The sequence below is a fragment of the Veillonella magna genome (assembly GCF_959600285.1).
GTDB classification, from domain to species: domain Bacteria; phylum Bacillota; class Negativicutes; order Veillonellales; family Veillonellaceae; genus Veillonella_A; species Veillonella_A magna.
The window spans coordinates 177291-191266 of sequence record NZ_CAUGKU010000001.1 but is presented as its reverse complement, the minus strand read 5'-3'; the positions used below and the strand labels follow the sequence as shown (position 1 = coordinate 191266).

General features: G+C 47.2%; 12 protein-coding genes and 1 riboswitch. Of the genes, 9 read left to right on the top strand and 3 right to left on the bottom strand.

Annotated elements, in window-relative coordinates; all coding sequences use genetic code 11:
* Positions 1–2 precede the first annotated feature (2 nt).
* Genes carB through Q5873_RS00820 form a run of 3 tightly spaced genes read left to right on the top strand, consistent with a single transcriptional unit; the run spans position 3 to position 4939 of the window.
* Positions 3–3212: a carbamoyl-phosphate synthase large subunit gene (carB, locus tag Q5873_RS00830; protein ID WP_303058938.1), complete on the top strand. Its 3210-nt coding sequence runs from the start codon at positions 3–5 to the stop codon at positions 3210–3212.
* 6 nt (positions 3213–3218) lie between these two features.
* Positions 3219–3986, top strand: coding sequence for a dihydroorotate dehydrogenase electron transfer subunit (locus tag Q5873_RS00825; RefSeq protein ID WP_303058936.1), 768 nt, complete (start codon positions 3219–3221; stop codon positions 3984–3986).
* Positions 3986–4939: a dihydroorotate dehydrogenase gene (locus Q5873_RS00820; protein WP_303058935.1), complete on the top strand. Its 954-nt coding sequence runs from the start codon at positions 3986–3988 to the stop codon at positions 4937–4939. The genes Q5873_RS00825 and Q5873_RS00820 overlap by 1 nt, the downstream gene beginning before the upstream one ends.
* Before the next feature lie 150 nt (positions 4940–5089).
* Here the strand turns inward: Q5873_RS00820 and Q5873_RS00815 are convergent, their stop codons facing one another.
* Entirely contained in the window at positions 5090–5749 is a 660-nt protein-coding gene (locus tag Q5873_RS00815) for a hypothetical protein (RefSeq protein ID WP_303058933.1), read from the bottom strand.
* Between the two features lie 194 nt (positions 5750–5943).
* On the opposite strand from Q5873_RS00815, the gene Q5873_RS00810 reads away from it, so the two are divergent.
* Positions 5944–7272, top strand: a complete 1329-nt coding sequence (locus Q5873_RS00810; protein ID WP_303058931.1) for an MATE family efflux transporter — start codon at positions 5944–5946, stop codon at positions 7270–7272.
* Positions 7273–7441: 169 nt separating this feature from the next.
* On the opposite strand, the gene Q5873_RS00805 is transcribed toward Q5873_RS00810, so the two are convergent.
* Both Q5873_RS00805 and Q5873_RS00800 read right to left on the bottom strand, forming a co-directional pair.
* Positions 7442–7588 carry a hypothetical protein gene (locus tag Q5873_RS00805; RefSeq protein ID WP_169718813.1) on the bottom strand — a complete coding sequence of 49 codons (147 nt, stop codon included), beginning with the start codon at positions 7586–7588 and terminating at the stop codon, positions 7442–7444.
* 310 nt (positions 7589–7898) lie between these two features.
* Positions 7899–8840 (bottom strand): Dyp-type peroxidase, encoded by a 942-nt coding sequence (locus Q5873_RS00800; protein ID WP_303058929.1) that lies wholly within the window; start codon positions 8838–8840, stop codon positions 7899–7901.
* Positions 8841–9158: 318 nt separating this feature from the next.
* Positions 9159–9262, top strand: a riboswitch (SAM riboswitch).
* A 305-nt stretch (positions 9263–9567) separates the two neighbouring features.
* Between Q5873_RS00800 and Q5873_RS00795 the strand changes: the two genes are divergently transcribed.
* The 5 genes from Q5873_RS00795 to Q5873_RS00775 all read left to right on the top strand — a co-directional run bounded on the left by Q5873_RS00795 (position 9568) and on the right by Q5873_RS00775 (position 13921).
* Positions 9568–10686 carry a 5-methyltetrahydropteroyltriglutamate--homocysteine S-methyltransferase gene (locus tag Q5873_RS00795; protein WP_288301225.1) on the top strand — a complete coding sequence of 373 codons (1119 nt, stop codon included), beginning with the start codon at positions 9568–9570 and terminating at the stop codon, positions 10684–10686.
* Positions 10638–11414 carry an AzlC family ABC transporter permease gene (locus tag Q5873_RS00790; RefSeq protein WP_303058926.1) on the top strand — a complete coding sequence of 259 codons (777 nt, stop codon included), beginning with the start codon at positions 10638–10640 and terminating at the stop codon, positions 11412–11414. Before Q5873_RS00795 ends, Q5873_RS00790 begins: the two co-directional genes overlap by 49 nt.
* Positions 11411–11749, top strand: a complete 339-nt coding sequence (locus Q5873_RS00785) for a branched-chain amino acid transporter permease (RefSeq protein WP_028255407.1) — start codon at positions 11411–11413, stop codon at positions 11747–11749. The genes Q5873_RS00790 and Q5873_RS00785 overlap by 4 nt, the downstream gene beginning before the upstream one ends.
* A gap of 772 nt (positions 11750–12521) precedes the next feature.
* Complete coding sequence (locus tag Q5873_RS00780; protein WP_303058924.1) at positions 12522–12725, top strand: aldehyde dehydrogenase family protein; 204 nt, start codon at positions 12522–12524, stop codon at positions 12723–12725.
* Between the two features lie 32 nt (positions 12726–12757).
* A complete protein-coding gene (locus Q5873_RS00775; RefSeq protein WP_303058922.1) occupies positions 12758–13921 on the top strand; it encodes an iron-containing alcohol dehydrogenase in 1164 nt (387 codons plus the stop codon).
* The last annotated feature ends 55 nt before the right edge of the window (positions 13922–13976 follow it).

The following is a 13976-nucleotide window of genomic DNA, read 5'->3' as shown; positions in this document are numbered from 1 at the left end:
CAGTGACTAGAGAAGCAAAAAAAGTACTCGTTATCGGCTCCGGCCCGATTATTATCGGCCAGGCCGCAGAATTTGACTATGCCGGTACACAGGCATGTCGCTCCTTACGTGAAGAAGGTTATGAAGTCGTATTGGTTAACTCGAATCCGGCGACAATCATGACGGACAGCGATATTGCGGAACGCGTATATATCGAACCGATTAGTTTGGAATTTGTTACCGAAGTCATTCGTAAGGAACGCCCGTACGGTCTTTTGGCGACTCTGGGAGGCCAGGTTGGTCTTAACATGGCGGTGGAATTGTCCGAAGCCGGCGTTTTGGAAAAATATAATGTACGCTTGTTGGGAACGACGCTGGCGGCCATTAAACAGGCGGAAGACCGCGAACTCTTTAAGGAAGCCATGAAGCGTATTAATCAACCGGTACCGGAAAGTGATATCTTCAGCGATGTGGAAGAAGCAGTGGCCTTTGCGAACCGCATCGGCTATCCGATTATTATCCGTCCGGCCTATACATTGGGCGGCACCGGCGGCGGTATTGCGCAGAACGAAGAAGAAATGTACATGATTGCCTTACGCGGCATTAAACTGAGCCCGATTCACCAAATCTTGGTAGAACGCTCCGTAGCCGGTTGGAAGGAAATCGAATACGAAGTTATGCGCGACAGTGCGGATAACTGTATCATCGTATGTAACATGGAAAATATAGATCCGGTAGGTGTACATACCGGGGACTCGGTTGTTGTGGCACCGAGTCAGACCTTGAACGACATTCAATACCAGATGCTTCGCACGGCATCGATCGACATCATTCGTTACCTGGAAATCGAAGGGGGCTGTAACGTACAGTATGCCCTCGATCCGCACAGCAACAACTACTACGTTATTGAAGTAAATCCGCGCGTATCACGTTCGTCGGCATTGGCCTCAAAGGCAACGGGCTATCCGATTGCCAAGGTAGCCGCCAAGGTTGCGTTAGGTATGACCTTAGATGAAATTACCAATGCCGTAACCGGTGAAACCAAGGCGTGCTTCGAACCATCCTTGGACTATGTAGTAACGAAGTTCCCGCGCTGGCCGTTTGAAAAATTCAGCATGGCCGATCGCACCTTGGGGACGCAGATGAAGGCTACCGGTGAAGTTATGGCTATTGACCGCACCTTAGAAGGGTCTTTATTGAAAGCCATTCGTTCCTTGGAAATCGGCCTTGACCATATTGCGTTGCCGAAGCTGGCGCACGAATCGATGGAACAGCTCATTGAACGCCTTCACAAGGTGGACGACGAACGACTGTATACGGTAGCGGAAGCACTGCGCCGTGGTATCAGCGTGGAAAAGATTGCCTATATCACGAAGATTGATACCTTCTTTATCAATAAGATTAAAAATATCATCACCGTTGAACAGCGCTTGGCGGCTGAAGGCGAAAACCTTACGGAAGATACGCTGCGTTTGGCAAAGCGCTACAGCATGCCGGATGGCGTTGTTGCGCGCTATGCAGGTGTAGGTACTGATGTAGTGACGAAAAAGAGAGAAGAACTTGCTATATATCCAACATACAAATACGTAGATACCTGTGCTGCTGAATTTGAAGCGCACACACCGTACTACTACAGTGCCTACGCTACGGAAGACGAAGTAGTGCCGCAAGGCGATAAGAGCGTCATCGTTCTCGGATCCGGACCGATTCGTATCGGACAGGGCGTAGAATTTGACTACTGCTCCGTACATTCCTCATGGGCGTTGCGCGAAGCCGGTATGAAGTCCATCATCATCAATAACAATCCGGAAACGGTAAGTACCGACTTTGATACATCGGACAGCCTTTACTTTGAACCGTTAACAGTAGAAGATGTCATGGAAGTCATTCGCAAGGAAAATCCGGTAGGCGTTATTGCACAGTTTGGTGGTCAGACGGCTATCAATCTTGCCGGGCCGTTGGCACAGCGCGGAGTAAAAATTCTCGGAACCTCGGTGGACAGCATCGACATGGCGGAAGATCGTGAACGCTTTGATGACCTTTTGAATACCTTGGGTATTCCCCGTCCGGTAGGGGCGTTGGTAACATCCCATGAAGAAGCGTTGGCAGCGGCAGCACGCCTCGGGTATCCGCTGATCGTGCGTCCGTCCTATGTCCTCGGCGGTCGTGCAATGGAAATCGTATACAACGATGACGAACTTGATGTATATATGAAAGAAGCTGTTGTGGCTTCGAAGGATCACCCGGTACTCATCGACCGGTACATGGTAGGTATGGAAGTGGAAGTAGACGCTATTTCCGACGGCGAAGATGTATGTATCCCGGGGATTATGGAACAAATCGAACGAGCCGGCGTACACTCCGGTGACTCCATGGCCGTGTATCCGGCACAGCATGTATCGCCGGAAATGACAGAGCAGATTGTAGATTACACACGCCGTATTGCTCGCGGTCTTAATGTTAAAGGGATTGTAAATATCCAGTACATTATTGCGGATAATACACTACATGTTATCGAAGTAAATCCTCGCTCCAGTCGTACGGTGCCGTTTATCAGTAAGGTAACGGGCATCAACATGATTGCCTACGCAACGCGCATTGCTTTAGGCGAAACATTGAAGGGCATGGGCTTGCCTACGGGCTTGGTACCGCCTAAACCGTATGTAGCCGTAAAGGCACCGGTATTCTCCTTTGCAAAGATGGGTCTCGTTGAAATTGCTTTGGGACCGGAAATGAAATCAACCGGTGAAGTTATGGGCATCGGCCGTACGTATTCGGAGGCTCTCTTCAAAGCTATTCATGGAGCGCGCATGCGCATTCCGGAAGCCGGTCATATTCTGATTACCGTAGCGGATCGCGACAAGGAAGAAGCCGCGCAGCTTGCCAAGGGATTTACAGAGCTGGGCTACCACATTATGGCAACGGATGGCACCGGCCAATACTTCAAAGACCACGGCGTGGATTGTGTATTGGTCAATAAAATTCATCAAGGCGGTTCTACCTGTGCGGACCTCATTCGTCAAGGTAAGGTAGACCTTATGGTGAACACGTTGACCTATGGAAAGCGTCCGGAACGTGAAGGATTCCGATTGCGCCGTTTGGCTGTAGAAATGGGGACCCCTTGCTTGACCTCTCTCGACACGGCACGCGAAGTATTGCGTGTTGTAGTCGGCCGGGCCAAGAAGGAAGTTACCATTGATGTAGAAGCGTTACAGGATTACGAGATGGAGTGATACAGCATGAGCGGTTATGTAGAAGCGGCTCGAGTTCTCAGCAATGAGCAAATCGGCGCCGACGTATGGATAATGGAACTGTATGCGCCGAAGCAAGCCAAAGAGGCTCAGGTGGGACAGTTCTGTAATGTGCGCGTCACGGATGGAACAGCGCCGCTCTTGCGGCGTCCCATCAGTTACGCCGGTTTTGACAGCGAAAAGGGAACCATAACTCTTCTCTATCGCGTGGTCGGTCGTGGTACGGAATTGATGACACGCCTCGAAAAAGATGATACATTGGATTGTCTCGGACCTTTGGGAAGTCGCTTTGAAACATCGCGGCACATGCTTTTAGTCGGTGGCGGCGTAGGGATTGCGCCTATGCTGTGCATCGCATCAAAGTTAAAGGACGGCGAAGAAGCGCAGGTACTCCTGGGCTTCCGTAGTAAGAGCGAATCCTTTTGGGCCGACTTGTTCAAGCCGTATCCGGTGAAGGTGCATATCACTACGGATGACGGAAGTCTTGGAACGAAAGGGTTTCCTACGGCGCTTATGCCGACCCTGGCAGCAGACAATGACTTTTCGGCGGTATTGACCTGTGGGCCGACGCCGATGATGAAAGGGGTAGCTGCCGAAGCGGCTACTCTTGGCATTCCGTGCCAAGTATCCTTGGAAGAACGGATGGGCTGCGGTACCGGCGGTTGTCTCGGCTGTGGCTGTGACGGTGCCGGCGGTAAGCGGTATAAGGTATGTCAGGACGGGCCGGTCTTCCCGGCAGAGGAGGTGTTCTTCTAATGGTAACACCGGATAAAGATATGAATAATACAAGCAAAGCCTATCCGAAGCTGGCCGTAGAATTTTGTGGTATTCCGATGAAAAATCCTATCGTAGCCGCATCCGGGACCTTTGGCTTTGGCTTAGAATATGCAGGCTATCTTGATCTCAGTCACGATGTAGGGGCCATCTCCGTAAAGGGGCTGACACCGGAACCGCGTCACGGTAATAAAGGGACGCGCATTGCGGAAACCGCGTCAGGTGTACTTAACTGTATCGGTCTTGAAAATCCCGGAGCGGAAACCTTCGTACGGGATACATTGCCGGTACTTAAAACGTATGATGTACCGATTTTGGCTAATATTTCCTCCGCTGATGTGGACGGCTATGGCTATATGGCGGAAACGCTGTCCGTAGATGGTATTGCCGGTTTTGAAGTTAATATTAGCTGTCCGAACGTAAAAAACGGTGGTATGGCTTTTGGCGTACAGGCGGAAAGTGCTGCCGAAGTGTGCCGCATGGTAAAGGCGCACACGGATTTGCCGGTGATTATGAAGCTGTCACCTAATGTAACGAACATTGTAGAAATTGCGAAAGCGGTGGAAGATGCCGGTGCAGACGGCATTAGCATGATTAATACATTGCTGGGGATGGCTATCGATGTCCGTACACGCCGACCGATATTAGGTAATTTGTACGGTGGCTTATCCGGTCCGGCAGTAAAACCGGTGGCACTGCGTTTAGTGCATCAAGTAGCACAGGCCGTATCGATTCCGATTATGGGGATGGGTGGCATTATGACAGGTACGGATGCCGTCGAATTTATGCTGGCCGGTGCGGATATCGTATCGGTAGGTACCGCAACAATGGTTGACCCTACAGCGATTGCTCGGATTGCCAAAGAAATGAATGATTACGCAGAAGCGGAGAAGCTGACACATATCAGCGACATCGTTGGCGGATTGCGTATATAAAATATAAAAGAAAGAGACTATCAGAGGCGAAAGCTTGGTCTATGGAAGAGGGTTCTTAAAAATAAAGCGATGCTCATATATCTTAAAGGTCATGTCTTGCGAATGACACCCTTGCGATATATGGGCATCGCTTTTTCTTTTGGACTTTTTTTATTCGGCGCGCTGTAAATGCATCATAAGGTACGCCAATACTTCACCTTCGCTTTTTGCCGATAGGCTCTGGTTCAAAGCGTGATAGGATGACGTCATTTCAGAAAGCTGATCGGCAGTTTTGTCATACACAAAAAGAGAAATAGAGGCATTGATTTCGGTGTAGAGCTCGCCGTTGCCATAGCGATCCATACGAGGACGAATCGTGCGGAAGGTCCAATTTTTGATAGCCGGCATAACAACGATGTCAGCGTCGTTGTCGTTAGCTAATTTTGCTAAGGTTACTTGTGTCGGATACAGGTTCGTATTTGTTTCTCGTGTGCCGTATGCCGGATAGGGGAAGAGTGCTTTGGTGCGTGTTACAAAATCGGTAAGGATCGTTTTATCGAGACCTAATTGACGATTGGAATTAGGTATGGCGATAAGAACACGCTGCGTACTTACCGGATCTTGAGCAGCTGAGGTTGCATTGCCGTTAGTTGTTTCATTAGTCACAGCAGCCGTAGTGTCCGTAGTCGCTGCAGTTCCCGTAGCGTCCGGTGTGGCAGCCGTAGCTTCGTTGGTTGCCACCGGTTGTGATGCTGTGTCAGCAGCTACCACCGGAGTGACTACTGTTATGAGTGCAGCGGCGCAAAGCGCAGCAGAAAATTCTTTCAACATATATATACCCTCCTTGTAAGCAAGAACTCTATACTAGAACTCTATACTATTAGTATATCATTATATGAGTGAATGGTAAAAGCGTAGCTACAGTTATTGACGGCATACTAAGTGGGTAGCGTATAATAATGACTGCGGTGCGGTAACGAATTATACCGTGCAATACAATGAAGTGCTAGTTGTGAGGAGTGTATATGGCGATTAAGTTATCAGAACATTTTACATACGGAAAATTGGTTCGGTATGTCATACCATCCATTTGGATGATGATTATCATGTCTATCTATTATGTAGTGGACGGTTACTTTGTTTCAAACTATGTGGGAAAGATTGCTTTTGCTGCGGTAAATGTATTGACACCGGCGATTGTCATTCCTTCGTCGGTAGCCTTTATGCTTTCCGCCGGCGGAGCAGCCGTTGTGGCAACAACCATGGGAGAGGGGCGCAGGGATGATGCCAATCGGTATTTCTCCATGCTCCTTTATGTGGTGATTGGTTTCGGAGCGGTGATGACGCTGCTCAGCGAATGGATCTTGCCGTACTTTTTACATTTTATGGAAGCCGATGGTGATCTGTTTACAGCCGGTATGGAATACGGATGGATTTGTCTGCTCGGCTTAATTCCTTTCATGTTGCAGGTTATGCTGCAAGCATTGTGGTCAACGGCAGAAAAGCCGCAATATGGGTTATACATGACGGTCGCTGCCGGAGTGACCAATCTGGTGCTGGATTATGTGTTTATCGTTCTATGGGGATGGGGAATTACCGGGGCAGCCGTAGCCAGCGTGCTCAGCCAAGTCTTGGGCGGTCTGTTGCCGCTGGTATATTTTTATTTGCCCAACAGCAGTGCCTTGCGATTAGTGACGACTGCTATAGAGTGGCCGATTATTATGAAAGCAGCCACTAACGGGTTTTCGGAAATGTTAACCAGTATTTCCGCCTCTATTTTGGGCATTCTGTATAACCTGCAGCTGATGAGTTACATCGGGGCGGACGGTGTGGCCGCCTATGGTGTGATGCTCTATGCGAACGGAACCTTTGAAAGTATTTACTTTGGTTACGGCATGGGAGCTTCGGCGATTATCAGCTATCACTTTGGAGCGCGGAATACATCGGAGCTTCACAATGTACTGATGAAAAGCTTGGTTCTCGTCGGCGGTGGCAGCTTGGTGATGACCGCTATTGCGTATACCGGTGCCGGTTGGCTTACCTATTATTTTGTAGGTTACGATGCAGCCTTGTGGCAGATGACGAAGGAGGCCTTTCGGATTTATTGTCTTTCCTTTATCTTGGCCGGTATGAATGGATTTGCATCGGCTTTCTTTACGGCACTTAACAACGGTCGGATTTCGGCGGTGATTTCCATGAGTCGCATACTCATCTTCCAAGTCGGATCTGTATTGGTATTACCAATGCTTATCGGGATGGACGGCATTTGGTGGTCCGTAGTTATTGCCGAGGTAGCTACCTTCTTCGTAGCGGCGTGGTATGGGAAAGCAAATCGATTACGTTACGGCTATTAATAGGGCAAACGCCCCCGTACATAGTGTGACGGATACTTGACGTGTATCTGCCACTGCTATGACGAGGGCGTTTTTATAGTATATATCATGACCTGTGCAGAACAAAATCATCGCTTACGGTCCACCGTTACTCTTATTGAATCAACGGATACTCTATGATGAAATCGGTTTAGTGAACGATGGCATAGTAAATCACATATACCCAGCCGAGAATCCCGTGGAAAATAGCCCAAGGAATTGAATGCCAGTTGGCATAGCTAATGACTAATGCCAAGGCAGTACCGAAGGAAATCCCATTTTTTACAATGCTGTTCATACTACTACCTCCTATACAGATGATGTACTTAGTTTTATCTTTCATTTATATATTTCGACAGACGGAGATGAAAGTCCTTTTATTTAAGGACGTGTTAGGGATGGTAATAGCATTTAATGGAAGTCCAAAAGCAAAAGGCAATACATATCATGCAATTCGCATGGTAGCGGATGAAGCAGTTTTGTGAGTCACATCATACAAGACGGCTGTTAGTAAAAAAGTCCCGACCTAATTTAGGCGGGACTTTTTTAGTTACTGACCGATAGGTGTTGGCTATCTAGTAATAGTTATTAGCAATATATTTTATGTATTATAATTCTCCTTCGGCGATAGCATCAAGCACGTCTCGCGAAGGAATAAAGAAGAGGGCACCGGTAACGGGCGTGCTGTAATCCAAAAGTTTATCGTTTTGCGTAAACATGTTGGTCAGCATTTGTTTAGTTACATCCCAGTAGCGGGCGTAGCCGATGAAGTAGGTACCGGTTTCATTCTGTCCGGGACTAGAGAACGGCACGTTCATGCGCACAATTTTATGTTCTTTACCATCGCGATTATCTTGGGCGATGATGTTGTGAGCATGTGGATCTTTTTCGTCATCGTCCAGTTCGATGTCGCTGAACTTGCGGCGACCGATGACTTTCTCTTGCATGTCCGTCGGTAAGGATTTCCACGCATCCATATCGTGGATATATTTTTGCGCGAACGCATAAGAGCCGCCGGCAAAGTTGGGATCTTCATCGCCGATGATACCCCATTCGGCTGCTTCATCACCTACCGGATTTTCGGTGCCATCAATGAAACCGATAATAGCCCGGCCTTCAAAATAGCGGAAACCATGTGTTTCGTCGACTACATTGGTTACAGGGCGAAGAAAATCCATAATCTGGTCGCACACTTCGTATACGACAGCTTCGTCGGTAGCGCGAAGATGGAGGAACAAGTCCGCCGGGGTAGATACGGCCGTGTGGCGATCGCCTTTAATTTCTTGGAAGGTTTCTAATTCTTTTGGCTTCTTGGCACCGGGGAAGAGATACTCCCATGCATCATTACTGAAGCCAAAGGCGATTTTTAAATTTGCATGTTCTGCGCGAATGTTCATGGAACGCTGAATCGCCTGAATGCGATCGGCCATATCGGCGATAACCTCTTTTTCCGCCGGCTGGTCCTTACGATGTAATTTGAGCATTAGAAAAATCACGCTGCTCCCTGCGTCTTTGTACACGTCTTGTGAATTATGCAATGCCACTCCCATTGCTAATCCCTCCTTTTCTGTTATCGTTTCTTTGTTTTACTATTAGATAGATGAATTGAGTTTTGTTATCAATATATCCTATAAGTTAATTATAATACGGGATAAAGGGAAGTCAAGGGAGTAACGAGTGTAAGTAAATATTTTTGTAGAATATAAATTTATGTATGGTGTATATTATATAGAGGAGAGTGATTCGCAAAAATAAAAAGATACCAACCGCGCCCCATCCTTCCCTTACGGCAAAACAATTTGACAAAATTTTTCAAATACAGTATCATGTAGAAACAGTGATACATCGTTGTATTACCAACTACATACAGATCATCAAGAGCAGTGGAGGGAATGGCCCTGTGAAGCTGCGGCAACCTGCCTGAGTCGGGCAAGGTGCCAATTCCAGTAGGCTTTGACCTAGCAGATGATGGCTATCAGACGTTATCTGCGAGGATAACGCTTTTTTTATATCTGTCGTTGGACGGCAGTACCCCTTTGTAATTTGGTGGACAATACTTGTATTGGAATGCAAGGTAGGTAAGGTATCCTACGTTCTCTAAGTGCTAATACCTTATATGTATTGAGGCATAAGGGAATATGAGAAGCGTGTTATTGTAGCCGTTGGAATAGGAGCACAGGGGGCACTGGTTGGCTAACCAAGGTGATTTGCCAAGTAGAGAGAAAAGAGACCGAATGTATAAGGTAGCACAGGACTACCGGTAAAGGAGAGATGACAATGAGTACAGCTATTGAAAAAGGACCGTTCCGTTATGATATTGTAGGCAGCTTTTTGCGTACGCCGGAAATTAAAGAAGCCCGTCAGGCTTTTGAAGCCGGTACACTCGATAAAGCCGGCCTTCGCAAGGTAGAAAACGAAGAAATTGCTAAGTTGGTCGATAAAGAATTGGCCGTAGGCCTCAAGGCTGTTACGGATGGTGAATATCGTCGTAGCTTCTGGCATCTTGATTTCCTTGAAAATCTCAAGGGGATTACTCATGTAAAGGCCGATGCATGGTCGGTAAAATTTAAATCTCATCAGCCGAAGGCGGTAACCATCGAGATTACCGATACGATCGATTTCGAAGATCATCCGTTTGTGGAGGATTTCAAAGAGTTCAATGCTATCGTGAATAACCGCGCCGTAGCTAAAATGACAATTCCTTCACCGTCCATGTTACATTTGATTTGTTGTGTGCGAAACGAACATTTTACATTGCCGGCTTGCTACAACAGCGAAGATGAAATTTTTGAAGATATTGCCAAGGCATATAAAAAAGCATTACATGCATTCTATGACGCAGGCTGCCGTTATTTACAGCTAGATGACACGTCATGGGGCGAATTCTGTGATACGGAAAAACGTAAGGCCTATGCAGCACGCGGCATTGATGTAGATAAAGTAGGTCAGAAGTACGTGGAAGTAATCAATAAAGTATTGGAAGATAAGCCGGCTGATTTGACGGTGACCATGCATATTTGTCGCGGTAATTTCCGCTCTACTTGGTTCTCCTCCGGCGGCTATGATCCAATCGCGCCGATTCTCTTTGCTCATTGCAAGGTAGACGGTTTCTTCCTCGAATACGATTCCGACCGTGCCGGTGGCTTCACGCCGTTACGTCATATTAAAGACCAGAAGGTCGTATTAGGTTTGGTTACTTCTAAGTTTGCAGATCTTGAAAAAGAAGAAGATATTATTGAAAGAATTAACGAAGCAACGCTGTATGTTCCTAAAGAACAGCTTTGTATCAGCCCACAGTGCGGCTTTGCTTCCACCGAAGAGGGCAATGCAATTACCGATGAAGATCAGTGGAAAAAACTGAGTCTTCTCAAATCCATTGCGGAAAAAGTTTGGTAAAGAGAAGCGCTTTTAGTTACGCGTTTCCGTTAACAGTTCCAATTTGTGCGGGGTTCCTGTTCCTGGGCATATCCTACGGGCTCTATGCAACGGGACAGGGACTTCCTGCGTTTTTGCCGGTTTTGATGAGTGCTACCATCTTTGCAGGGTCCATGGAATTCGTAACGGTGGCGTTGCTGACAGCGCCATTCGATCCGTTAGGTGCATTCCTACTGACCCTATTGGTGAATGCACGTCATATTTTTTACGGCTTATCCATGGTAACGGCCTATCGCGGTACAGGGTGGAAGAAGATTCCCCTCATTTACGGTATGTGCGATGAAAGCTTTGCCATCAATGCAACGACAAAGATCCCCGATACGATAGATAAAGGCTGGTTTTATCTGCATGTGACATGGCTCAATTATTTGTATTGGGTTGGCGGTGTTGCGTTAGGCAGCTTTGGCGGCAAGCTGATTACGATTAGCCTGAAAGGTATTGAGTTTGTATTGACGGCATTGTTCGCCGTATTGTTCTTGGAGCTGCTGCTCACGGCGGGGAAGCGCCTGTATTGCTATTTAGGCTTTGGCATTACGGCGGCTTGGCTGCTCGCGGTCGGACCGGAACGATTTATGATTCCCGCCATGATTACTATCGTCGTGGTTTTTCTAAGTATGCGGCGCTATAAAAGAAGCGCAAGTCATGATAGTCAACCGAAGATTGATGCAAAGGAGGATCCGCAGGTATGATACAACACTTGGATTGGCATGTGTATGTTACGATTGCCGTTGTTGTGCTCGGCACCATACTAACGCGGGTGATTTCCTTTGTGCTCTTTGCCAATCGAGCTAAGCCACCGGCGGTGGTGCAATATTTAGGTGATGTATTGCCGGGAGCCGTTATGGGTCTGTTGGTGGTGTATTCGTTAAAAGACTTAACGATAACAAGCTATCCCTACGGCATTCCGGAAGCCATCGCATTAGCCGTGCTGGTCATTCTTCATGTGTATAAACGAAATTTGCTCCTTAGTATTGCGGTAGGGACGATTCTTTATATGGTGTTGGTGCAAACCGTGTTTGCTTAAGTGCTTTTATAAAATGACCTAACACATACGAATACAAATAAAAGGCTGTATGCCTCATGGTACTTGTTACTTTGAACGAGAACGTAACAAAAAGAGATACCACTGGGCATACAGCCTTTTATTATTTTTATTCTTGCGCGTTTATATAGTTATGTCGGTAGTTATTTAGTTGTATAGATAGTTAATTAGTTACGCATAGGTATGCTTACATACCTGTAGACCTTGTTATTTATCGATCTCTACCGGGTGAGTTACCGTGTACGCGGTGCTTGAAATTCCTGCGGATGATAGCGATACACCGTAGGCTGATTAGGGATAGGCAGCTGCGCCTTTTCAATCATGACGGCGGCAATTTGTTTACCGTCGGACGGTTGAAAGCGTGAGAAGCGACGACCGAAGGTACGATCGAACAGCCATGCAGCACTACGTTCTACTGAGCGAGAGTCACCGCGTTCGCCAATGATGAGGAAGGGGTGAGCAATCTGCAGGCTATCATAATAGAGAGCGGTAATGGCTGCTTCCGTATCACCTTTAGCTTTGAAATAGCGCAGCGGCGAATGAGGATCGGCGCCGATAGCAGAGACTAATACAAAGCGTTTAACTCCGGCGCGACGCCCCCAACGGGCAACGGCAAATGAATTAAAAATAATGAGTTAAAAGTTATTAATTAAAATGAGAAAGGATGTCAACAGTGAAAACATATGATAAACTATATATTAACGGTACATGGTAAGAAGGACATAGTCAGTATACCTTAACGAATACAAATCCGTTGTCCGATTTCGTGTACTTCACCGGTTCCACCGGAGTAGCTCGTCAAATTCATACGGGTATGAGCCATGTGAACAGCCCGTCCGTACAAGACGAAGCACATGTTATGTTCGGCGGCATGAAGCAGTCCGGCTTAGGTCGTACCAATGGCGAATGGGTAATTGAAAAATTTACGGAAGAACGTTGGATCAGTGTGAACCGGTAGGGGCAGATGTGATATAGGAAAGGAGTTTTACTATGAATTTTGATTTTACATATTATACACCGACAAAAATTTATTTTGGACGCAATGCATTATTAAACCTGCGGACGGAACTACCAAAGTACGGTCCGACAGTGCTCATGGTGTACGGTCGCAATTCCATTAAGAAGAACGGCTTGTATGATGCTGTCATGGAATATATGAAGGAAGCCGGTAAAACGGTGGTTGAATTGTCCGGTGTTATGTCCAATCCGACGGCGGACAAGCTTCGAGAAGGTGTAGAGCTGGCACGCAAGCACAAGGTAGACTTAGTGCTTGCCGTAGGCGGTGGCTCCGTTGTGGACTGCTCCAAAGGCATTGCTGCCAGTGCTAAGGCAGAAGGCGATGTGTTTACGCGTTTTTGGGTAAACCAAGAGGAAGTGACCAATGATACCTTGCCGGTAGCGGCCGTGTTGACGATGGCCGGTACAGGATCGGAAATGAACACCGGTTCCGTTATTACCGAAACGGCGACCAAACAGAAAATCGGTCGACTGTTTGATGAACGGTTGGCACCGCGCTTTTCCATTCTTAATCCGGAATACACGATGACCTTGCCGGAGTACCAACTGAAGAGCGGTATTTTCGATACCTTCTCCCATTTGATGGAACAGTACTTCTCCGATACGGAAGTGACTACCAGTGACTATTTAAACGAAGGTTTAATGCGCGGTCTTATCGCCAATGCTCGTAAAGCGGTGGCAAATCCGACGGATTATGAAGCACGCAGTAACTTGATGTGGGCTGCTACGGTAGCTTTGAACGGGCTTATGGGCCTTGGCAAGAGTCAGGATTGGAATGTTCACGGTATCGAGCATCAAATCGGAGCCTATACGGATTGTGCTCATGGCATGGGTTTAGCGGCGATTTCTCCGACCTATTATCGCCATATTTATAAAAACGGTTTGTCGCGCTTCGTTGCCTTTGCACGCAATGTGTGGGACATTTGCGATGACAGCCTTAGCGATGAAGAAGTAGCACTGACCGGTATTGATGCACTGGAAAACTTTATGCGCGAATGCGGTATGTATCCGACCTTGACTGAGCTAGGTGTTACTGAAGACATGATCGACGATATTGCTAAGACGGCTACGATTTACGGCGGCTATAAAAAAGTAAGTTCTGCAGAGGTAGCAGACATTTTGCGAGAAGCTATGTAAGCCGGGGACTCATTATGATAAGCCATCGTTCTATTGATAGTATAAAAAGAATAGA